Origin of the sequence: Pasteurella oralis (assembly GCF_042681465.1) — a bacterium.
Lineage (GTDB): Bacteria > Pseudomonadota > Gammaproteobacteria > Enterobacterales > Pasteurellaceae > Pasteurella > Pasteurella oralis.
In genome coordinates this window covers 1-21,530 of record NZ_JBHUFP010000006.1, presented here as the reverse complement: position 1 = coordinate 21,530, position 21,530 = coordinate 1, and the positions used below count along the sequence as shown (strand labels likewise).

Here is a 21,530-nt window from a genome sequence, read left to right as displayed (position 1 = left end):
CGACGTAAACATGATAAATAAATGCCCTTATGTAAAGAGGGGATTATTTTACATGCTGTTTTTTATTTGTACATGTGATTTACAGAGATTTAATATTTGTATGCCAATTGAGCATTTAACATTCTGTAATCAAAATAAGAGAAGACGTTATTTGAGAAATGCAATCACTAGGTTACTTTTGATATTGAATTAATTTTGGAGAGTGATTTTTAGGGCAGATGCATTGCTCCGCCCTATATAAAACGAAATGTTGATAAGATTACTGTTTTTCTGCGAACAGTACGCCAACCCACCCTGTTTTGTCTGTACCATTTTGGCTTTTACCAGTGCCAACTAGGTATTTATGATCGTTAGCCCCTTTTGTGGAATCAATAAAATGCACATTAATTGAGCCTTTTTGATTTGGATCGATAGGGTTAGGTACAGCGTTTGTTGATTCAAGTGTTAAATTTGTACCATTACCTGAAATAAGAAATATTGTTTCATACGCTTGACCACCCCAGATTTTTCCTTTAACTTTGCCATTTTTATAGCTTAGTTGTACATCACCTGTGTACTTAATATTATTATTAGCTGTGTTAGAGAAGCTAAATGGCGAATATATAAACCCACCACTTTTATTATAATTGGCAGTGTAATTTTCAGGGATATTATTGTTAGCTAATTCAGCGCGATAACCATAAACAAAATCATAATGTTTACCATTAGTGTTACTATTGGCACGTTGTCGATAGCCGTAATAAACGTCACCATTAGTATTATTTGAGCTTAATAAAGTAAAACTATAATTAGAACCAGAATCTGTTGAAGGATAAACTTTTTTAGATTCGCCAGCTCCTAATGTTAATGTGAGCGTTTCTGCAGTTTCTGTTGTTACTTCATGATGAGCTACCTTTGAATCTTCAACTGTCTTTAAAGTATATACTTTAACTTGATTAGTTGTTTCAGCACTACAAATATCTTGAGAAGAGGATTCACATCCACCACGCCATTCATTTGTTTTTGGCATTGTTTCAGGTGGTTTTGGCTTATCCATTGGATCTGGCATTGGGTTTGGGTCGGCAGGATGATCTGGCTGCGGGTTAGGAACAGGCGGCTTTGGCTGTGGGGCTGGATCTGGTGCAGGCTTTGGCGCAGGTTGAATTGGCTGTGATGGGTTGCCTGAATTACCGCCACCACCACCTCCGCCACCGCAAGCAACTAATAACGTTGAGAGGCTAACAATAGCTAAAGTAAAAATAGATTTCTGCATTTTCTCATTCCTTTTGTGAGTCTTAATTTCATAAAGTCCTATCCTTTGTCAAAGACTGAACAATTTTACGCTTTTTTAGTTAAATTTGTGGAAATTTTTTATTGTAGATTTATTCAATGGTAAACTAACGAATAATTTTTGCCTTTATAATGAAGAAATCGAATTACTATTTTAAGAGAGAGTTATGTCAACAGAAAATAAAAAGAGCGGCTTTTGGTCTTGGTTGGGCTTAGGTAAGAAAAAAGCTCAGGCGGAAGATCACACAACACAAGCATCGTCACAGCAAACGCAGGTCAAACCAGTTGAAACAGAAACGTCATCTTGCACGGAATTAATGCAAGAGGAAGCGAGAGCGCAAGAGAGTGAAGCGAAAAGTGCGGTGCGTTTTGACGAAATTTTACCATCAGAAGACAGAGAAATATCGTCAGAAGCAAGCATATCGAGATACGTTATTGCGGAAGTGGTTGCACAAACCAGCACAGATGTGCCAGCACTTGATGCCGATGTTACATTAGCAGATATTGAATCCGTTGATGTTGTTGAGTCTATTATTGCGGAACAGCCTATTCAAGCAGAAACGCCGCCATTGATTACTGAAAGTGACAGCGAAACACAGTTTGAGCAAGTGAGCGAGCCTTGTGTAGAAGAGCCAAAATGTGAACATCCTGTAGAGGAGCAAGAGAAACCAAGCGAAGGTGGATTTTTTAGCCGCTTAGTCAAAGGGTTATTAAAAACTAAACAAAATATTGGTGCGGGTTTCTGTAGCTTGTTTTTAGGTAAAAAAATTGATGATGAGCTATTTGAAGAATTAGAAGAACAGCTCTTGGTAGCAGATTTAGGCGTACCTACAACGACTAAAATTATTCAGAATTTAACGCAGCATGCGAGCCGTAAGCAGTTGCAAGATGCAGAATTATTGTATCAGCAGTTAAAAGTGGAAATGGCAGAAATTTTAAAACCAGTGACACAGCCTTTAATAGTTGATCAAAGTAAAACGCCTTATGTGATCTTAATGGTTGGCGTCAATGGTGTAGGCAAAACCACAACAATAGGTAAATTAGCACGTAAATTCCAACAGCAAGGCAAATCTGTCATGTTAGCCGCAGGCGATACGTTTCGTGCAGCAGCAGTAGAGCAGTTACAAATTTGGGGTGAGCGCAACAATATCCCTGTAATCGCACAGAGCACGGGATCAGATTCTGCCTCAGTGATTTTTGATGCAATGCAATCAGCTGCAGCGCGTAATATTGATGTGTTAATTGCGGATACGGCAGGACGTTTACAGAATAAAAACAACTTAATGGATGAATTGAAAAAGATTGTGCGTGTCATGAAAAAATATGATGAAACTGCACCACATGAAATTATGTTAACTCTTGATGCTGGTACCGGACAAAATGCAATGAGTCAAGCGAAATTGTTCCATGAAGCGGTGGGATTAACTGGTATTAGTCTCACTAAATTAGATGGCACAGCAAAAGGTGGGGTCATTTTTGCTATTGCTGATCAATTTAATTTGCCAATTCGTTATATTGGTGTGGGTGAAAAAATTGAAGATTTACGTGAATTTAATGCTGATGAATTTATTGAAGCATTGTTTGTACACGAAGATTAATCGTTTTATTTTAGGAAAGTCAGTTTTGCAAGTGCAAATCTTGATGTGAATAACACATTAGAAGTAGATGAAAAAATGATTAGATTTTCAAATGTGAGTAAAGCCTATCTAGGTGGTAAACCTGCTTTACAAAATATCAGTTTTCATTTACCTGTGGGAAGTATGACTTATGTTGTGGGACATTCTGGTGCAGGTAAAAGTACATTGCTGAAATTAATTATGGGGATGGAGCGCGCAAATGGCGGGCAAATTTGGTTTAATGGTCATGACATTACTCGTCTTTCTGCTTATGAAATCCCTTTCTTACGTCGCCAAATTGGCATGGTACATCAGGATTATCGTTTATTAGGCGATCGTTCTATTGTTGATAATGTAGCATTACCCCTCATTATTGCGGGTATGCATCCAAAAGAAGCGGAAACTCGTGCTCTTGCTTCACTCGATCGAGTTGGTTTACGTGATCGAGCTAATCATTTACCCGTACATTTATCTGGTGGTGAGCAACAACGTGTAGATATTGCGCGTGCGATTGTTCATAAACCACAATTATTATTAGCAGATGAACCGACAGGCAATCTTGATAATGCCTTGTCTTTTGAAATTTTTAGTTTGTTTGAAGAATTAAATCAAATGGGAATGACGGTATTAATTGCAACTCATGATTTGAATATTATTCAACAAAAACCAAAACCTTGCCTTGTTCTTGAACAAGGTTATTTACGTTGAGGAAAGTCGTGATGAGTTCTCGTCGTGTTCAAGCACCATTTTGGGTGCAAATACATTATGTGTTGCGTGCAGTATGGGCAGATTTGCTTAAACGTCGTTTTGGTACGTTATTGACTATTTTAGTGATTAGTGTGTCTTTAACTATTCCTACAGTAAGTTATTTATTGTGGAAAAATATTCATCAAGCAACAACTCAATTTTATCCTGAAAGTGAGTTAACAGTTTACTTACATAAGACCTTAACTGAAGAAGATGCTAATTTAGTGGTAGAAAAAATTCGTCAGCAAACAGGTGTTGAGTCATTAAATTACATTTCGCGCCAAGAAAGTTTAAATGCGTTTCGTGATTGGTCTGGCTTTAATAATGAATTGGATATATTAGATGATAATCCGTTACCTGCGGTAGTGATCATTAAGCCGTCGCAAGAATATAACCAGTCACAAAAGCGTAATGAGCTGCGCCAAAATTTAGACAAGATCAAAGGCGTGCAGGAAGTACGTTTAGATAATGATTGGCTAGAAAAATTAACGGCATTGACTTGGTTAGCTGCACATGTTGCTATTTTTTGTGCTGTATTGATGACGTTAGCTGTATTTTTAGTGATTGGTAATAGTATTCGTTCTGACGTTTACAGCAGCCAAACTAATATTGAAGTGATGAAATTATTAGGTGCGACAGATCAATTTATTTTACGTCCATTTCTTTATACAGGCATGATTTACGCAGTGTTAGGCGGGGTATTTGCCTGCTTATTTAGTAGCGTAGTGATTGGTTATTTCACGAATGCTGTTAAATATGTCACTGATATTTTTGCTGTCACCTTTGAATTAAACGGCGTTAATTTGGCAGAATTTTTGTTCTTGCTCATTATTTGTACATTAGTAGGGTATGTCGGTGCTTGGATTGCTGCAACGCGTCATATCAATATGTTAGAACGAAAAAATTAAAAAAAGTGACAGCACTTTAGTTAGATAGCAGCATTAAGTGCGGTTGGTTTTAGCGACATGTTGAGATCATTGCATCGTCGCTTTTTTATTCAGACAAGTAGGCTATTCTTTGTCGCCTACTTGATGGAAATAGCGTGAAAAATAGACTAATGCTTGTCCTTTTTCACTAACTTGAATATCCTCTAGTTCCACTAAGAACATAGAATGCGTGCCAATATCACGGATATCAACAATGGTACCTGTTAAGTTCGCTAATGCATTGTTTAAACTTGGTGGCGCGTTTGGATCCTCTTTGCGTTGCCACACATCCCATTCAAAACGCTCATCCATATCACTATCTTTAAAGCCAGCAAAATGCTGCGCTAATTCAATTTGTTCAGCATTGAGCACATTGATACAAAGGCGTTTATTGGCTTGAAAAACAGGATTCATTTCACTGTTTTTATTAATACAGATCATCACAGTGGGTGGTGTATCTGTCACCGAACACACCGCAGTTGCAGTGATTCCACATTTTCCAGCTGCGCCGTTAGTGGTGATGATATTCACTCCAGCAGCTAGTTTTGCCATGGAATTACGGAAATTTTGTTGAATTGGCGTAAGAGTAAGCATAGTAATTTTCCTTAATTTTTGATGCTTAATGAGTCGATTTTGTAAACATCCTTAGCAAAATTATAGCGTATTGAGTTAGGCAATAGTAAGAAAAGCGCAATGAGAAGAGGTCATTCCACTTGTTAAAATGTATAATGTTGTCCAAGACCATAAACAGGTTACGGTAATGAACTGCTTGTTGGGAGGCATTATGCAACAATTTTCTCTACTTAAAACTAAAGCTTATATTAATGGCGAATATGTGGAGGCGAAAAATAACAGCACGTTTCCCGTCACCAATCCTGCAACAAATGAGGTGATTTGTGAGTTACCTGACTTAACGGTAAGCGAGACAAAGTATGCGATTGAATGTGCGGCAAAAGCACAAAAACAGTGGCAAAAAGTGACACCTAAAGAGCGTGCAAGTGTATTGCGACGCTGGTACGACTTAGTCATTGAGAATCACGAGGAGCTAGCCCAATTGCTCAGTTTAGAACAAGGTAAACCGATCACTGAAAGTCGTGGCGAGATTTTATATGGTGCCAGTTTTATCGAATGGTTTGCGGAGGAGGCAAAACGGATTTACGGTGATGTGTTGCCACAAGATAAAGAAAATCATCGCTTATTAGTGATTAAACAAGGGATTGGCGTAGTAGCTGCGATTACGCCTTGGAACTTCCCGAATGCGATGATTACCCGCAAAGCGGCTCCTGCCTTTGCAGCAGGTTGCGCCATTGTGTTAAAACCTGCACAGGAAACACCCCTGTCTGCCTTAGCCTTAGCGGAATTAGCACATCAAGCGGGTATTCCAGCTGGATTGTTTAATGTAATTACCTCAACTAATGCGATTGAGGTGGGTAAAGAGCTCACTGAAAATCCTATTGTACGTAAAGTGACCTTCACAGGTTCAACTCGAGTGGGCAAAATCTTAATGGCACAATCGGCAAGTACCGTGAAAAAACTTTCACTTGAATTGGGTGGTAATGCGCCATCTCTTGTATTTGATGATGCTGATCTTGATAACGCGATTGAAGGGATTTTGGCTTCAAAATTCCGTAATAGTGGACAAACCTGTGTATGTACTAATCATATTTATGTGCAAACTGGTATTTACGAACGCTTTATCGAAAAATTCAGTACTAAAGTAGCGGCTTTTAAAGTGGGTAGTGCAAATGAAGCAGGCGTGAACATTGGACCTTTGATCAGTGAAAGTGCGGTCAAAAAAATTCAACAACACATTGCTGATGCTACTACGAAAGGCGCAAGTTTAGTGATCGGTGGTAAAACACATGCTTTAGGTGGTACCTTCTTTGAGCCAACGGTATTACGTGATGTCACGCAATCTATGTTGGTGGCAAAAGATGAAACCTTCGCTCCGTTGGCACCTATATTCAAATTTGACACAGAAGAACAAGTGATAAACATGGCAAATGACACTGAGTTTGGGTTAGCTTCTTACGTTTACACCCAAGATCTTTCTCGTATCTGGCGTGTTGCCGAAGCCTTAGAATACGGCATTGTGGGTATTAACGAAGGCTTAATTAGCAACGAAATGGCCCCTTTTGGCGGGGTAAAAGAGTCGGGTCTAGGACGTGAAGGTTCACGCTACGGTATTGAAGAATTTTTGGAGATGAAGTACCTTTGTTTGAAGGTGTGATTGAACTGTGACAGTTAGAAAGAACAAGTGAGGGCTTGTTTGTGAGAAAATATTGAAAAAAGTGACCGCACTTTTAACTCAAGTGCGGTCACTTTTTAGAAAGTTTTAATACAAAAAAACAGCTCGATTTACACCGAGCTGTTTAGTCATTTAAATATTAAGGCGTTTGATTACGCTTTTGGACCTGCTGCCACTAATGCTTTACCTTCATCGTTAGTGGTGTATTTTTCGAAGTTTTTCACGAAACGACCTGCGAGATCTTCTGCTTTTGCTTGCCATTGTGCTTTATCTGCATAAGTATCACGTGGATCTAAGATAGCAGGGTCAACACCTGGTAATGCAGTTGGGATCGCTAAATCAAAGATTGGTAATTTACCCATTTCTGCTTTTTCGATTGAACCATCTAAGATAGCATCGATGATACCGCGAGTATCTTTGATTGAAATACGTTTACCTGTACCGTTCCAACCTGTGTTCACTAAGTAGGCTTCAGCACCTGCCGCTTCCATACGTTTTACTAACACTTCAGCATATTGTGTTGGGTGAAGTGATAAGAATGCTGCACCAAAACACGCTGAGAAAGTTGGTGTTGGTTCTGTGATACCACGCTCAGTACCTGCTAATTTCGCTGTGAAACCAGATAAGAAGTAGTATTTGGTTTGTTCTGGTGTCAACTTAGACACTGGTGGTAATACGCCGAATGCGTCAGCAGTTAAGAAAATCACTTTTTTCGCATGACCTGCTTTTGATACTGGTGTGACGATATTATCGATATGATAGATTGGGTAAGAAACACGAGTATTTTCTGTTTTTGAACCGTCATCATAATCAACAGAACCATCTGCACGTACCACTACGTTTTCTAATAAGGCATCACGTTTGATGGCTTTATAGATATCTGGTTCGTTTTCTGGCGAAAGTTTAATTGTTTTCGCATAGCAACCACCTTCATAGTTGAATACGCCATCATCGTCCCAACCATGCTCATCGTCACCGATTAATTGACGTTTTGGATCCGTTGAAAGTGTGGTTTTACCTGTACCTGATAAACCGAAGAAGACAGCGACATCGCCTTTTTCACCCACGTTGGCTGAACAGTGCATTGATGCGATGCCTTTTAATGGTAAGAAGTAGTTCATCATTGAGAACATACCTTTTTTCATTTCACCGCCGTACCAAGTACCACCGATTAATTGAATACCTTCAGTTAAGTTGAATGCAACGAAGTTTTCAGAATTTAAGCCTTGCTCTTTCCAGTTCGGGTTAGTAACTTTTGAACCATTCATTACTACGAAATCTGGTTTGAAGCCGACTAATTCTGCTTCAGTTGGGCGAATGAACATGTTTTTCACGAAGTGGGCTTGCCATGCAACTTCTGTCACGATACGTACTGATAAACGTGTGTCTGCGTTTGCACCACAGAAGGCGTCGATAACAAATAGACGTTTGCCAGAAAGCTGTTCTGTTACTAAACCTTTTAAGCTTGTCCAAGTGTCTTGTGTCATTGGTTTGTTATCGTTTTTCGCCGCATCGCTTGTCCACCAAACTGTATCTTTAGTTTTATCATCAAGCACGATATATTTATCTTTTGGCGAACGACCAGTAAAGATACCTGTATCAACCGCAACTGCACCTGATTGCGTTACGATACCTTTTTCGTAACCTTCTAAACCTGGTTTGGTTTCTTCCTCAAAAAGTTGCTCATAAGTTGGGTTATAAACAATTTCTTTTACGTCATGGATACCAAGTGCACCAAGTTCGCTGATTACTTTGTTTAAGTCTGTCATACATCACCTCATAGAGTTAAGTTTTAAAGTTAAAAAATAATGGAAACATTCTAATCAACTTTCTACCTAAAAACTGTTAGGTTGATCAAAATTTTGAAAAATTACTGAAAATTTTTATTATTCTATGATTTATATCAAAGAAAAAACCGTTCTATTACAGAACGGTTTTTGCGTTAGAACAAGATGATTAGAATTTATAACCTATAGAAAAACGAACAGCATCATTATCATAAGAAACGTTTTGAAGTCTGAGTGCAAACGTATGGTATTTTAATCTCGCTGAGGTATGGTGATAAGCTATTTCAGCTAATAGATTTTTGTATTCAGTACCAATTCCAATACCATAATAATGTCCATTTGTAACAGAAGTTTGCATGTAGCTATTCGCGTCTTTACTATATTGTCCATTACCTAATATATCAACATCTGTCTTATAGTGGTGAGTAGTGGCTTTGAGTTTATTAAAGGAATAACCTAAATCACCTTTTATATAAAAAGCAAGATTAGGTTGGATATTAAAATTGTACTTTCCGATTAAATAGAGAGGAATAGATGAATATCTGTTCACTTTAGAATACTCTTTTATATCCAACTCATGAATTTGTCCGGAAAAATTTTGAGGCGTTTTTCCATATTGCACATAATTATATGATTTACGGCGGATATAGCCTGATCCCACACCAAATTCAATTTCGGGCGTAACATTATAAGTCAGTTCTAAAAAGAGGTTTGGTGAGACAGTATTTTTTGATGGTGCACTAAATAGATAAATACTCGGTGAAATTGATTCAAATTTAGAAACAAAATCAGCCCCAACCTTACCATATAAATTCAAATTATTAGCTAATGCCATTGCATTACTTGTTGCGAATACAAGCATTCCTAACATGATTTTTTTCATTTTAAACTCCATTTTTGTATATAACCGGCTGAAAATTATACTTATGATTGTTAGAAAAACAATCTATTAAAGCGTGTTTTTTAATACTATTTTGATTTGAAATAAGATCTGATTTGCAATTACTTTGATTTTGAAAAATAAGAGGTTTTCATTATTTTTAATAAGATCAATATATTAAATTTTTGCAACATTATATTTTTTGAGAAAGTCTCGTAAGCAATATAATGCGACCAGGTTACGTGCTTCACAAAAATCAGGATTTTGTAATAATTGTTCAAGTTGGTTGAGTGGGACACGGACTAATTCTAGCGGTTCGGGTTCGTCACCTTCCAATTTACAAGGGTAAAAATCATAAGCGACAAAGATATGCATTGGGTTGTTCATATGGCTTGGTGAGGTATTCACCGTGCGTAAATGGATAAGCTGTTTTGCCCCTAAACCAATTTCTTCTTTTAATTCACGGTTAGCGCTTTGTTCAGGGGTTTCATTGGGATCCATTAAGCCTTTCGGAAAACCGAGTTCGTAGCGCTCGGTACCTACTGCATATTCACGCACCATTAATAGCGTATCTTGCTCTATGGGTAATACCATCACAGCACATTGGCTACTTGGTTTAAAACGTTCATAAGTGCGCTGAACACCATTGGCAAATTTAAGATCTACAGCTTGAATTTCAAAAAGACGTGATTTAGCGGCAACAGAAATTGCCAGAATTTGGGGTTTTTGGGGCATATTTACCTCATGCAAAGCGGCTCAATTTTACAAAATTAGGGAATAACGATACCATAAACCGCTTGTGACAAAAAGAAAAGGCAGCATGATGTTAGCGATGAATTGGCAACAAATTGAAACCGTGATTTTAGATTTAGATGGGACCTTGATTGATCTTTATTTTGATCATTACTTTTGGAAACAGCTTGTGCCGCAGGCTTATGCCGAAAAATGGGGGATTTGTGCTGAACAAAGTCGCCAATCGTTGAAACAGCGTTATGATGCGATTGAACATAGTAAAGATTGGTATTGTTTAGATTTTTGGGCTGATCAATTAAGTTTGCCATTACGCGAGTTATATCAATCTCATGGACCGACATTAAAAGTGCGTTCTGATGTAGCGCCCTTTTTGCAAGCGTTACGACGGATGAACAAACAAGTGATGTTATTAACGGACAGTAACTCATTTAGTTTAGAAATGAAGTTAAAATTTTGCAATTTTGCACCGCACTTTGATCTGCTACTGTCTAGTCATCAATTTGGTGCACCTAAAATTGAACAAACCTTATGGCAGAAGTTACAACAACAGCACTATTTTGACCCAACTCGTACGCTATTTATTGATGATACTGAACAGGTATTAGACAGTGCCAAACAGTTTGGGATCGCTTATACGATTGGAGTGGAAAATCCAGATAGTACCTTGCCACATAAACAGTTTGAGCGACATTTTTCGGTAAAAAACTACCGCACTTTAGTGGAGTAACAGGGCAATATGGCAAAAGAGAAGAAACAGCAAGAGCAAGAAGATGTACGTTTGGATAAGTGGCTCTGGGCAGCGCGTTTTTACAAAACCCGCACGATTGCAAAAGAAATGATTGATGGTGGTAAGGTACACTATAATGGGCAGCGCACTAAACCCAATAAGAGTGTTGAAGTAGGTGGGATCATTAAGTTACGTCAAGGGAATGAAGAAAAAGAGGTAGAAGTCATCGCACTTTCCAGTCAACGTCGTGGTGCGCCAGAAGCACAGTTGCTGTATAAAGAAACGGAAAAAAGTGTGGAACAACGCGCCAAAATGGCAATTGCGCGCAAAATTAATACATTGACTATGCCCCATCCTGATCGCCGCCCAAATAAGAAAGAACGTCGTGACTTGTTGAAGTTTAAACAGCAAGATCACTTGTAATTGTGTCAATCAATACTATATAGATACCTGAGCAAATAAGCTTATACACATATTAATAACTCGTTTATCGTAAGCGGGTTAAAAAGGAAATCCAATGACATATCAAACTGACAATGACAAACTTTATCGCTATTTATTCCAACATCGCGCAGTACGTGGCGAATGGGTTCGTTTAAATCAAACGTTCACTGATACATTGAATACGCATCAATATCCACAAGTGATCCAAAATTTATTGGGTGAAATGATGGTAGCGACCAGTTTATTAACGGCAACGTTAAAATTTAAAGGGGATATTACTGTTCAGGTACAGGGCGATGGTCCATTAAAATTAGCTTTAGTTAATGGTAATGATAAGCAGCAAATACGCGCGTTGGCTCGCTTACAAGCTGAAGTTGATGATGAAATGAGTTTGGTGCAATTAGTCGGTAACGGCGTGTTAGTCATCACGATTGCACCGACAGAGGGAGAACGCTATCAAGGCGTGATTGCGCTGGATAAGCCAACGATTACAGAATGTTTAGAAGATTACTTCGTACGTTCAGAACAATTACAAACACAGCTATTTATTCGTACTGGTGAATATGCTGGGCAGCCCGTTGCTGCAGGGATGTTGTTACAGATTATGCCCGATGGTTCTGGTTCACCACAAGATTTTGACCACCTTGCAACCTTAACGGCAACTATCAAAGAGGAAGAACTATTTGGTTTAAGTGCAGAAGAATTATTGTATCGCTTATACCACGAAGAAACTGTTGAACTTTTTCCAGCACAACCAGTCAGCTTTTTTTGTGGTTGCTCACAAGAACGTTCTGGTGCCGCGTTGTTATTGATTTCTGGTGAAGAGCTGGATGAAGTATTAGCAGAACATAATGGTGCAATTGATATGCAATGTGAATGCTGTGGTACCCATTATGTGTTTAATAAAGACGCGATTAATCAGTTAAAAGTGATGAATTAAACTGAACGGAATCTTCTAAGGAGAAAACAAGTCCATTCAGTATTGATTAAGTTGCAGGCTATCAAGATATTTGATAGCCTGTTTTTCTATTTTTAAGTCATGAGTTAAGCAGTACTTGCTCAGAGGATTTATTACTCATCAAAAGGAATGTTTTATGTTGACACTTTCCCCTCAATTATTAGAAAAAACACGACAGATTGCTGAACAAGCCGGAAAGTATTTAACTGCATTTTATCATGATGTTGGACAAAATTTGTTAGATGTGCAGACAAAATTAGATGATACGCCAGTGACTGCGGCGGATTTATTTTTGAGCCAATTTTTAATTGAACAGCTCACTGCATTAACGCCAGATGTACCTATTTTGTCAGAAGAGAATTGTAAGGTACCGTTTGAGGTGCGTTCACAATGGCAAGAGTATTGGTTAATCGATCCCCTTGATGGTACTCAACAATTTATTAATCGCACGGATCATTTTGCAGTACTGATTACATTAGTACAAGATACGCGCCCAGTATTGGGGATTATTCATGTGCCGATGTTGAATACTACTTATTATGGGATGCAGGGGGTTGGCGCTTATAAAAAAGTCGGCAGTGAAATCAAGCCGCTGGCAGCACAATTAGTACCACACGATCGTGTGATTAAAATTGGTGTTGGTTCGATAGGGGCGCAACAAAAAGTGCGGTCGATTTTGAATCCAAATTATCAATATGAATTTTTGATTTATGGCTCATGTGGCTTAAAAAGTGGTTTAGTCGCGGATGGTACTTGTGATTGCTATGTACGCTTTGGTTCGACGGGCGAATGGGATACTGCACCAGCAGAAGCTTTATTGGCGGAGATCGGTGGACAAGTATTTGATTTTGACTTCCAACCGTTAACTTATAATCAAAAAGCGCATTTTACTAATCCCAATTTTGTGATGGTGGCAAATTCAACATTTGATTGGCATAAAATCTTCCAATTTAGTACATAAGAGCTATTGGTAATTTGTTATAATATGTTACATATTAGATCAATTTTTTAACAAAACAATTTCAGGATAAAAATGAAAATCGAAGCAGATAACAATTGTATCGTTATTTTTGGTGCATCAGGGGATTTAACTTATCGTAAGCTCATTCCCGCACTGTATAACTTATATAAAATCGGTCGTTTGACTGAACATTTCTCAGTATTAGGTGTGGCAAGAACGGATTTAGATGACGAAAGTTTCCGTGAAAAAATGCGCCAAGCGTTAATGAAAAGCGAAGGCGCGAATGGTGAAACGTTAGAGCAATTCTGCCAACACCTTTATTATCAGTCCATTAATACTTCAGATGCCGCAGACTATGGCAAATTAATTCCACGTTTAGATGAATTACATGATAAATATCAAACTTGTGGTAATACACTGTATTATTTATCTACGCCACCAAGTTTATATGGCATTATTCCAGAATGTTTAGCCGCACATGGTTTAAATACCGAAGAATTTGGTTGGAAGCGTCTCATTGTCGAAAAACCATTTGGTTATGATATTCGTACAGCAAAAGAGTTGGATATCCAAATTCACCGTTTCTTTGATGAGCACCAAATTTATCGTATTGACCATTATCTTGGGAAAGAAACAGTACAAAACTTGCTTGTACTGCGTTTTTCAAATGGGTTATTTGAGCCACTGTGGAATCGTAATTTTATTGATTATATTGAAATCACTGGCGCAGAATCCATTGGGGTAGAAGAGCGCGGTGGTTATTATGATGGTTCTGGTGCAATGCGTGATATGTTCCAAAATCATTTATTACAAGTCCTTGCGATGGTTGCGATGGAGCCACCTGCGATTATCAACGCCGATTCAATGCGTGATGAAGTCGCGAAAGTATTACACTGTTTACATCCATTAAGTGATGATGATCTCAAAAATAACTTGGTGTTAGGACAATATGCTGCTGGTATTGTAGGCGGCGAGGAAGTCAAAGGTTATTTGCAGGAAAGAGGTGTACCTGCTGATTCAAATACCGAAACCTATATGGCCGTGCGTTGTGAAATTGATAACTGGCGTTGGGCTGGCGTACCATTCTATGTGCGTACTGGTAAACGTTTACCTGCACGAGTGACAGAAATTGTGATTCATTTTAAAACGACGCCGCACCCTGTCTTTAGCCAAAAAGCGCCAGAAAATAAACTGATTATTCGTATCCAGCCAGATGAAGGGATTTCTATGCGTTTCGGCTTGAAAAAGCCAGGTGCAGGCTTTGAGGCAAAAGAAGTGTCGATGGATTTCCGTTATGCTGATCTTGCTTCGCCAAGTTTATTAACCGCTTATGAGCGCTTATTATTAGATTCAATGAAAGGTGATGCGACCTTATTTGCACGTACTGACGCAGTACATGCGTGCTGGAAATTTGTGGAGCCAATTTTGGAATACAAAGCGAAAAATGGACGTTTGTATGAGTATGAATCCGGCACTTGGGGACCGACAGAAGCCGATAAATTAATAGCTAAAACAGGTCGGGTTTGGCGTAAACCAAGCGGATTAATGAAAAAGAAAGTGTAATTGTTGAATAATCCCCCTTTCTCATTGAGAGGGGATAAATCAAAACTACTTAGGATACAACATGAATACCGTTATTTTTGATAATGCCCAACATGCAGTGGAAAACATTGCACAAGAATTTTTAGCGTACAGTCTTGAAGGTCGTCCTGTGCATATTTCGTTATCTGGGGGTTCGACACCAAAATTATTGTTCAAAACTTTAGCACAAGCGCCTTATAACAACGAAATTCAGTGGCAAAATTTACATTTTTGGTGGGGCGATGATCGTATGGTGGTGCCAACTGATCCAGAAAGTAATTATGGTGAAGTACAAAAGTTATTGTTCGATCATATTCAAATTCCAGCACAAAACATTCACCGCATTCGTGGTGAAGCACCCGTAGAAACAGAACTTAAACGCTTTGTGCAAGAGTTAAGTACGGTCGTTCCAGAGCAAGTTTTTGATTGGATTATTTTAGGTATGGGAACAGATGGACACACCGCCTCCTTATTTCCACAGCAAACCAATTTTGATGATCCAAATTTGGCGGTTATTGCACAACATCCAGAAACGGGGCAACTGCGTATTTCAAAAACGGCAAAACTCATTGAACAAGCAAAACGTGTGACTTACTTGGTGACAGGCAGCAGCAAGGCAGAAATTCTGAAAGAAATTCAGACTACAGATGCTAAAGATTTACCTTACCCAGCCGCCAAGATTAAAGCGAAAAATGGGGTGACGGAGTGGTATTTGGATAAGGATGCGGCACAGTTGTTGTAAAAGTGCGGTCAGTTTTTGAAAAGTTTTGAATAAGAGCACATAAGAAGTCGTGCGGGAGCTGAGTAAGAAATGTCATGAGTTCCTGATAATTGGCACGAATACTCAATGTATTTTAAATAGAATATAGAGCAACATGTAAAGATATGGGTGATTGGAATAATAAATTGAAAGAATTAGACTGAATTGTCTGTTTCAGCAAATTTAGACGCATACATATCTATAACAATGAATAAAAGTTAACACAGGAGCAAAATATGTCAGTAAAAGGCGACATCGGCGTTATCGGTTTAGCGGTAATGGGGCAGAATTTAATTCTGAATATGAATGACCATGGTTTTAAAGTGGTAGCATACAACCGTACCACATCAAAGGTAGACGAGTTTTTACAAGGTGCGGCGAAAGGGACCAATATTATTGGCGCTTACTCGTTGGAAGACTTAGCGAGCAAATTGGAAAAACCACGCAAAGTTATGCTGATGGTACGTGCAGGTGATGTAGTAGATCAGTTCATTGACGCATTATTACCACATTTAGAAGCAGGTGATATCATCATTGATGGTGGCAATACCAACTACCCAGACACCAATCGCCGTGTGGCATATTTACGTGAAAAAGGGATTCGCTTTATTGGTACGGGTGTATCTGGTGGTGAAGAAGGCGCACGTTTCGGACCTTCTATTATGCCAGGTGGTGATGAGTCAGCATGGGAACATGTTAAACCTATTTTACAAGCAATTTCGGCGAAAACTGATAAAGGTGAAGCTTGCTGCGATTGGGTTGGACGTGATGGTGCAGGTCATTTTGTAAAAATGGTACACAATGGTATTGAATATGGTGATATGCAATTGATTTGCGAAGCATATCAATTCTTAAAAGAAGGTGTTGGGTTATCCGATGATGAGCTGCAAGCAACCTTCAATGAATGGCGTAACACAGAATTAGATAGTTATTTAATTGATATTACTGCAGATATCTTAGGCTATAAAGATGAAGATGGTACACGTTTAGTAGACAAAATTTTAGATACGGCGGGTCAGAAAGGGACAGGTAAATGGACAGGTATCAATGCATTAGATTTTGGTATTCCATTAACATTAATCACCGAATCCGTGTTTGCTCGTTGCGTGTCTTCATTTAAAGATCAACGTGTAGAAGCTTCTCAATTATTTAATAAAACAGTGGGTAAAGTCGAAGGTAATAAGAAAGGATGGATTGAAGCAGTACGCAAGGCTTTGTTAGCGTCTAAAATTATTTCTTATGCACAAGGTTTCATGCTAATCCGTGAAGCGTCGGAAAATTTTGGTTGGAATATTAACTATGGTAATACTGCACTCTTATGGCGTGAAGGTTGTATCATTCGCAGCCGTTTCTTAGGTAATATTCGAGATGCTTATGAGGCAGATCCAGATTTAATTTTCTTAGGTTCAGATGCTTACTTTAAAGGTATTTTAGAGGATAGTTTAGGCGAATGGCGTCAAGTAGTGGCAAAATCAATTGAAGTTGGCATTCCAATGCCTTGTATGGCATCAGCGATCACTTTCTTAGATAGCTACACTAGTGCGCGTTTACCAGCGAACCTGTTACAAGCACAACGTGATTATTTTGGTGCGCATACTTATGAGCGTACTGATAAACCACGTGGTGAATTTTTCCACACTAATTGGACTGGTCGTGGCGGTGATACAGCATCAACGACTTATGATGTTTAGTTAACACTACTTTATAAAAAGCCACTTGTTGATTTCAGCCAGTGGCTTTTTGATTAAAAGTGCGGTCAAAATTGATGTTATTTTCGCTGAAATAGACAAAATAGTGCTACAATCTGTGCACCATTAAATCTCAATGAAAGGTCTGTTATGACAATTCCTAATTATCGTGAGCAAATTAAAATCGTATTTTTTGATATTGATGAAACCTTATTAGTAAAAGATAAAGATTATTTACCTGAAACGACGGTTTCAGCTATTCAAAAATTAAAAGCAAATGGGATTATCCCCGCTATTGCAACTGGACGCACACCAAGCAATTTCCCACCTAAAATTAAACAATTAATTCAGCAAACACAAATGGATTTATTCGTGACGATGAATGGTCAATATGTAAGCTATCAAGGCACAACCTTAGAAAGGAATCCACTTTCAAAACAAAAGATTCAACAACTAGCCAATTTTTTTACCCAACATCAAATTGAATATGCGCAAATTTCACCAACAGATACTTGTGTTTCTGCAATTACAGATAAAGTCCGTAGTGCATTAGATCCTTTAAAAGGATATTATTATGTCAATAAAGATTATTTTAAACAGCATGATGTTTTCCAAATCCTAGCTTTTTATGATCAGCCTGAAGATGAATTAGTTAATCGTTCTGGTGTGCTAAAAGGTTTGCAGGCAGTTCGTTGGCATGAGCATTCTGTTGATTTATTCGATGAGCATATTTCAAAAGCGAGTGGTATTGCGACTGCTATTCAGCATTTGGGTTTTACTATGCAAAATGTTATGGCTTTTGGTGATGGTCTGAATGATATTGAAATGCTCACTATGGCTGGTGTGGGTGTTGCAATGGGGAATGCTCATCAACAAGTCAAAGTTGCCGCAGATCATGTGACATTACATATTGAAGAAGAGGGTATCTATTCTTTCTTAAAAGCAGCAAGACTGATTGATTAAATAAAATTTAGTTTTGCGATCCTATTCGTAAAAAAGTCAGTTAATCCTGCATCAAATTTTCCTTTATTTTAATCTTGAATACATGACATACATTAAAATAAGGGAATAACATGAATTGGCTTAGTTTTCGCTGTGTTCATTGTCAACAAAAATTAGCGATTGCACAGCATGGATTGTGTTGTCGTTGTAATAAACAAATTAGACGTTTTGCTTATTGTGGACATTGTGGCATGGAGTTAACGCAGAATGCCTTATATTGTGGTCACTGTTTACACGATAAGACGAGTTGGGATCGCATAGTAATTATTGGGCGTTATGTTGATCTCCTATCGTCTTTAATTCACCGTTTCAAATTTCAAAATGCGTTCTTTTTAGACCGCACTTTAGCGCGCCTTTTATTACTCGCAGTGCATGATGCACGACGAACACATGCGCTTGTTTTACCAGAAGTGATCTTGCCTGTGCCTTTATATCGTTTTCGTCATTGGCAACGTGGTTATAATCAATCTAGTTTAATGGCTCGGTGTATCGCTAACTGGTTACAAATTCCTTGTGACGAATATTTATTACAACGTGTAAAACATACTCATACTCAGCGTGGGTTAAGTGCTAACGAACGTCGTAAAAACTTACGTAATGCTTTTCGGATTAATCCTAAATATCAACAGCATGCTTATAAATCCGTTGCTCTACTTGATGATGTGATTACGACAGGTTCAACATTAAATGAGATTGTTAAGGTCTTACGCCAAGCGGGTATTGAGCAGATCCAAGTCTGGGGACTTGCAAAAACGTAAGTAAAGATTTATTGCTGTAAAAGGTGGAAAAAAAAACAATCTAGGAGTATCATTCTTGACAATCTTACTCAAGTATTCACATTTTTTAGGATAATTTATGCAACAAATTATGATTTCTGAAGCTGCCCAAGCGCATTTTCGTCGCTTACTTGATCAGCAAGAGGAAGGAACCAATATTCGAATTTTCGTCGTTAACCCAGGTTCGCCAAATGCGGAATGTGGTGTTTCTTATTGCCCACCAAATGCAGTAGAAGCAACAGATACGGAAATGAAATATGCTTCATTTTCTGCATTTATTGATGAAATTAGTTTGCCTTTTTTAGAAGATGCTGAAATTGATTATGTGACAGAAGAGCTGGGGGCACAATTAACTTTAAAAGCACCAAATGCAAAAATGCGTAAAGTAGCAGATGACGCCCCCTTAATTGAACGTGTTGAATATGTTATTCAAACGCAAATCAATCCTCAGCTTGCAAGCCATGGTGGACGTATCACTTTAATTGAAATTACAGATGATGGTTATGCTATTTTACAATTTGGTGGTGGTTGTAACGGTTGCTCGATGGTCGATGTCACGTTAAAAGATGGTATCGAGAAACAATTATTAAGTTTATTCCCAAATGAATTAAAAGGTGCTAAAGATATCACTGAACATCAACGTGGTGAGCATTCTTATTATTAATCTTAAAATCAATACGGGCTGTTTATATTAAACAGCCCGTATTTTTATTGTTAACTAAAAGCTACCTTTTATGAAAGTGGCTATCGTCTTTAAAGACTTTGTCTAAATAAACCGACTCATCGAAAATCCTTCGAAAGCTATCCCTATAACCAACATAAAGACAAACTATGAGTCGACTTAAGAAATCATCGCATGTCATTTGGCATTGTCAATATCATTTAGTTTGAACACTGAAATGTCGTTTCAGGATTTTATAAAGATAAAGTAGATAGAGACGTCTATGTTCAGCTAAGGATATTATGTGAGCAATTAAAAATAGAAATAGTAGAATTGAACGTCCAAGTAGATCATGCTAACTTGTTAGTAAAAATCCCGCCAAAATTGTCGGTCTCGAAAGTAATAAGGCATTTAAAAGGTAGAATGTGTATAAGATTGTTCAATAAATTTCCGTATTTAAGAAAATATAAATTGTGTGGTAAGCATTTTGGGGCGAGAAATGACTGCATAGAGACCGTAGGTGTTAATGCAGAAATGATTAAGGAGATATGTGAAATATCAAGAGAAACACGAATTGGAAGATAAGCAGCTAAAATTATCTGCTATGTAAAATTCAGATTCTGAGAGTCAGAATTTAGAAACGCCCCTATGGGGCGTCAATTAGCCTCCTTGTATAAAGGTGGATTTTTACTTCACTTGCCTTAACCCTGCTTCTGCCAAAGCTAAATTTAAGCGAGCTAATACATTTTGTTTTTCTGTTGCTGTAATTAAATTAATATTTTTATTTTCTAATGCTGCATAGAATGCCCAAAATATGCCGATATCTGCAGTAATTCCTTTCTTTTTGAGCCGAATATAGGCATTTTTAGCGCCTAATGTTTGAAACATATCAACATTATAAACGGCTACTTTTTCTAGCATTCTTTCGTGTTTAATAGAAAGATTAGGGAGTTCTTTAATACGGTTTTTCTTTGCTAGCGCTTCAGCTAGTTTTTGACTCCTAATTTGTTGAAGGGATTGTTCTAGAATTTGTTTATAGAGATCTTTGTTTGAAGTGATTTCTTTTGGAAGACGGTAATAACTAGAAATATTGAGTGTTGAAGGAGGTTGTTTGGCAAGGTAACTAGCCGCTCCCTTTGATTCTAAAAATAAGGCTAGTTTCCCTTCAGCCTTCAAATAGAACACGTTATTTTGATATAAACCAAACATTATTTTCTGGTGGAATAATCCATAACTCGCAAAGAGGCTTTTTGCGGTGACTTCTCCAATAAGCTCGCTTAAGGTTTCCCGAATTTTTAATGTTTCTTTTTCTGTTTTCGTCATAATTAACTCTTCCTTATAGTTATACTACTGACAATTGCGTGTTTATAAGCTCATAACCTCGAGCGCGGCAAGTTATAACATATCTTCATTTTATTTAGAAAAAATATTATAAATTATTGAAAATTTTGTGATTTAGATCGAAAAAATAGTAAATTTTTATTGGTTTTTGGACAAGGTTTGAGCATTTGTAATTAATGAGTTGTGGTTAATTAGTTAATTAAGTCGAAAGAATATTGATGTTGCTTATACCACTGTTAAATAGATTAGGCTTATTGAACACATAATAAAGATTTAATTATATTGTCTAAAAAAATAGCAATTAAATTTAATTTGAGGTTATTTAGTAAAAAAGGACTTGCTTGAGATAAATAAATGCCTATAATGCACGTCCGCAAGTCAGGCATGACAAGTGGTTTTATAAAG

The 21,530-nt window shown here is 37.7% G+C and carries 20 protein-coding genes and 1 pseudogene; 15 read left to right on the top strand and 6 right to left on the bottom strand.

Annotated features, from left to right (window positions below; genetic code table 11):
- Positions 1-259 precede the first annotated feature (259 nt).
- Positions 260-1,252 (bottom strand): hypothetical protein, encoded by a 993-nt coding sequence (locus ACFSAV_RS05970; RefSeq protein ID WP_379097385.1) that lies wholly within the window; start codon positions 1,250-1,252, stop codon positions 260-262.
- A 184-nt stretch (positions 1,253-1,436) separates the two neighbouring features.
- Between ACFSAV_RS05970 and ftsY the strand changes: the two genes are divergently transcribed.
- The 3 genes from ftsY (at position 1,437) to ftsX (ending at position 4,540) form a co-directional block, all read left to right on the top strand.
- A complete protein-coding gene (ftsY, locus tag ACFSAV_RS05965) occupies positions 1,437-2,867 on the top strand; it encodes a signal recognition particle-docking protein FtsY (protein ID WP_379097382.1) in 1,431 nt (476 codons plus the stop codon).
- Between the two features lie 75 nt (positions 2,868-2,942).
- Positions 2,943-3,593, top strand: a complete 651-nt coding sequence (gene ftsE, locus ACFSAV_RS05960; protein WP_379097379.1) for a cell division ATP-binding protein FtsE — start codon at positions 2,943-2,945, stop codon at positions 3,591-3,593.
- Between the two features lie 11 nt (positions 3,594-3,604).
- On the top strand, positions 3,605-4,540 hold the full coding sequence (gene ftsX, locus ACFSAV_RS05955) for a permease-like cell division protein FtsX (RefSeq protein ID WP_379097376.1): 936 nt from the start codon (positions 3,605-3,607) through the stop codon (positions 4,538-4,540).
- 102 nt (positions 4,541-4,642) lie between these two features.
- Here the strand turns inward: ftsX and hpaC are convergent, their stop codons facing one another.
- Entirely contained in the window at positions 4,643-5,152 is a 510-nt protein-coding gene (gene hpaC, locus ACFSAV_RS05950) for a 4-hydroxyphenylacetate 3-monooxygenase, reductase component (RefSeq protein ID WP_379097373.1), read from the bottom strand.
- 190 nt (positions 5,153-5,342) lie between these two features.
- Between hpaC and ACFSAV_RS05945 the strand changes: the two genes are divergently transcribed.
- Positions 5,343-6,788 carry an NAD-dependent succinate-semialdehyde dehydrogenase gene (locus tag ACFSAV_RS05945; protein ID WP_379097370.1) on the top strand — a complete coding sequence of 482 codons (1,446 nt, stop codon included), beginning with the start codon at positions 5,343-5,345 and terminating at the stop codon, positions 6,786-6,788.
- A gap of 170 nt (positions 6,789-6,958) precedes the next feature.
- Here ACFSAV_RS05945 and pckA read toward each other — a convergent pair whose 3' ends face one another.
- The 3 genes from pckA to nudE all read right to left on the bottom strand — a co-directional run bounded on the left by pckA (position 6,959) and on the right by nudE (position 10,208).
- On the bottom strand, positions 6,959-8,575 hold the full coding sequence (gene pckA / locus ACFSAV_RS05940) for a phosphoenolpyruvate carboxykinase (ATP) (protein ID WP_101776375.1): 1,617 nt from the start codon (positions 8,573-8,575) through the stop codon (positions 6,959-6,961).
- Between the two features lie 187 nt (positions 8,576-8,762).
- On the bottom strand, positions 8,763-9,476 hold the full coding sequence (locus tag ACFSAV_RS05935) for an outer membrane beta-barrel protein (protein ID WP_379097367.1): 714 nt from the start codon (positions 9,474-9,476) through the stop codon (positions 8,763-8,765).
- Between the two features lie 174 nt (positions 9,477-9,650).
- On the bottom strand, positions 9,651-10,208 hold the full coding sequence (gene nudE, locus ACFSAV_RS05930) for an ADP compounds hydrolase NudE (RefSeq protein ID WP_379097364.1): 558 nt from the start codon (positions 10,206-10,208) through the stop codon (positions 9,651-9,653).
- A gap of 88 nt (positions 10,209-10,296) precedes the next feature.
- Here nudE and yrfG point away from each other — a divergent pair, with 88 nt between their 5' ends.
- From yrfG to tnpA, 11 genes and pseudogenes are all read left to right on the top strand, one after another.
- Complete coding sequence (gene yrfG / locus ACFSAV_RS05925) at positions 10,297-10,953, top strand: GMP/IMP nucleotidase (protein WP_379097361.1); 657 nt, start codon at positions 10,297-10,299, stop codon at positions 10,951-10,953.
- Between the two features lie 9 nt (positions 10,954-10,962).
- Positions 10,963-11,376, top strand: a complete 414-nt coding sequence (hslR, locus tag ACFSAV_RS05920; RefSeq protein ID WP_379097358.1) for a ribosome-associated heat shock protein Hsp15 — start codon at positions 10,963-10,965, stop codon at positions 11,374-11,376.
- 94 nt (positions 11,377-11,470) lie between these two features.
- Positions 11,471-12,337, top strand: a complete 867-nt coding sequence (gene hslO, locus ACFSAV_RS05915) for an Hsp33 family molecular chaperone HslO (RefSeq protein WP_379097355.1) — start codon at positions 11,471-11,473, stop codon at positions 12,335-12,337.
- A gap of 154 nt (positions 12,338-12,491) precedes the next feature.
- Positions 12,492-13,316 (top strand): 3'(2'),5'-bisphosphate nucleotidase CysQ, encoded by an 825-nt coding sequence (gene cysQ / locus ACFSAV_RS05910; RefSeq protein ID WP_379097352.1) that lies wholly within the window; start codon positions 12,492-12,494, stop codon positions 13,314-13,316.
- Positions 13,317-13,388: 72 nt separating this feature from the next.
- Positions 13,389-14,879, top strand: a complete 1,491-nt coding sequence (gene zwf, locus ACFSAV_RS05905) for a glucose-6-phosphate dehydrogenase (RefSeq protein ID WP_379097349.1) — start codon at positions 13,389-13,391, stop codon at positions 14,877-14,879.
- A gap of 61 nt (positions 14,880-14,940) precedes the next feature.
- Positions 14,941-15,639 (top strand): 6-phosphogluconolactonase, encoded by a 699-nt coding sequence (pgl, locus tag ACFSAV_RS05900; RefSeq protein WP_101776367.1) that lies wholly within the window; start codon positions 14,941-14,943, stop codon positions 15,637-15,639.
- A gap of 254 nt (positions 15,640-15,893) precedes the next feature.
- Entirely contained in the window at positions 15,894-17,348 is a 1,455-nt protein-coding gene (gene gnd / locus ACFSAV_RS05895) for a decarboxylating NADP(+)-dependent phosphogluconate dehydrogenase (protein ID WP_379097345.1), read from the top strand.
- A 147-nt stretch (positions 17,349-17,495) separates the two neighbouring features.
- Complete coding sequence (locus ACFSAV_RS05890) at positions 17,496-18,308, top strand: Cof-type HAD-IIB family hydrolase (protein ID WP_379097343.1); 813 nt, start codon at positions 17,496-17,498, stop codon at positions 18,306-18,308.
- 110 nt (positions 18,309-18,418) lie between these two features.
- The gene (locus ACFSAV_RS05885; protein WP_379097340.1) at positions 18,419-19,105 is read left to right on the top strand and encodes an amidophosphoribosyltransferase; all 687 of its coding nucleotides are present in this window, start codon (positions 18,419-18,421) and stop codon (positions 19,103-19,105) included.
- A 97-nt stretch (positions 19,106-19,202) separates the two neighbouring features.
- On the top strand, positions 19,203-19,787 hold the full coding sequence (gene nfuA / locus ACFSAV_RS05880) for a Fe-S biogenesis protein NfuA (RefSeq protein WP_379097337.1): 585 nt from the start codon (positions 19,203-19,205) through the stop codon (positions 19,785-19,787).
- 167 nt (positions 19,788-19,954) lie between these two features.
- Positions 19,955-20,394 (top strand): annotated as a pseudogene (gene tnpA, locus ACFSAV_RS05875) (IS200/IS605 family transposase).
- Positions 20,395-20,471: 77 nt separating this feature from the next.
- Here the strand turns inward: tnpA and ACFSAV_RS05870 are convergent.
- A complete protein-coding gene (locus ACFSAV_RS05870) occupies positions 20,472-21,107 on the bottom strand; it encodes a TfoX/Sxy family DNA transformation protein (protein ID WP_101776362.1) in 636 nt (211 codons plus the stop codon).
- Positions 21,108-21,530 lie beyond the last annotated feature (423 nt).

Excerpts from the sequence above, each read along its gene's own strand:
- ACFSAV_RS05970 (WP_379097385.1), bottom strand. The coding sequence starts at position 1,252 with ATGCAGAAATCTATTTTTACTTTAGCTATTGTTAGCCTCTCAACGTTA.
- ftsY (WP_379097382.1), top strand. The coding sequence starts at position 1,437 with ATGTCAACAGAAAATAAAAAGAGCGGCTTTTGGTCTTGGTTGGGCTTA.
- ftsE (WP_379097379.1), top strand. The coding sequence starts at position 2,943 with ATGATTAGATTTTCAAATGTGAGTAAAGCCTATCTAGGTGGTAAACCT.
- ftsX (WP_379097376.1), top strand. The coding sequence starts at position 3,605 with ATGAGTTCTCGTCGTGTTCAAGCACCATTTTGGGTGCAAATACATTAT.
- hpaC (WP_379097373.1), bottom strand. The coding sequence starts at position 5,152 with ATGCTTACTCTTACGCCAATTCAACAAAATTTCCGTAATTCCATGGCA.
- ACFSAV_RS05945 (WP_379097370.1), top strand. The coding sequence starts at position 5,343 with ATGCAACAATTTTCTCTACTTAAAACTAAAGCTTATATTAATGGCGAA.
- pckA (WP_101776375.1), bottom strand. The coding sequence starts at position 8,575 with ATGACAGACTTAAACAAAGTAATCAGCGAACTTGGTGCACTTGGTATC.
- ACFSAV_RS05935 (WP_379097367.1), bottom strand. The coding sequence starts at position 9,476 with ATGAAAAAAATCATGTTAGGAATGCTTGTATTCGCAACAAGTAATGCA.
- nudE (WP_379097364.1), bottom strand. The coding sequence starts at position 10,208 with ATGCCCCAAAAACCCCAAATTCTGGCAATTTCTGTTGCCGCTAAATCA.
- yrfG (WP_379097361.1), top strand. The coding sequence starts at position 10,297 with ATGTTAGCGATGAATTGGCAACAAATTGAAACCGTGATTTTAGATTTA.
- hslR (WP_379097358.1), top strand. The coding sequence starts at position 10,963 with ATGGCAAAAGAGAAGAAACAGCAAGAGCAAGAAGATGTACGTTTGGAT.
- hslO (WP_379097355.1), top strand. The coding sequence starts at position 11,471 with ATGACATATCAAACTGACAATGACAAACTTTATCGCTATTTATTCCAA.
- cysQ (WP_379097352.1), top strand. The coding sequence starts at position 12,492 with ATGTTGACACTTTCCCCTCAATTATTAGAAAAAACACGACAGATTGCT.
- zwf (WP_379097349.1), top strand. The coding sequence starts at position 13,389 with ATGAAAATCGAAGCAGATAACAATTGTATCGTTATTTTTGGTGCATCA.
- pgl (WP_101776367.1), top strand. The coding sequence starts at position 14,941 with ATGAATACCGTTATTTTTGATAATGCCCAACATGCAGTGGAAAACATT.
- gnd (WP_379097345.1), top strand. The coding sequence starts at position 15,894 with ATGTCAGTAAAAGGCGACATCGGCGTTATCGGTTTAGCGGTAATGGGG.
- ACFSAV_RS05890 (WP_379097343.1), top strand. The coding sequence starts at position 17,496 with ATGACAATTCCTAATTATCGTGAGCAAATTAAAATCGTATTTTTTGAT.
- ACFSAV_RS05885 (WP_379097340.1), top strand. The coding sequence starts at position 18,419 with ATGAATTGGCTTAGTTTTCGCTGTGTTCATTGTCAACAAAAATTAGCG.
- nfuA (WP_379097337.1), top strand. The coding sequence starts at position 19,203 with ATGCAACAAATTATGATTTCTGAAGCTGCCCAAGCGCATTTTCGTCGC.
- ACFSAV_RS05870 (WP_101776362.1), bottom strand. The coding sequence starts at position 21,107 with ATGACGAAAACAGAAAAAGAAACATTAAAAATTCGGGAAACCTTAAGC.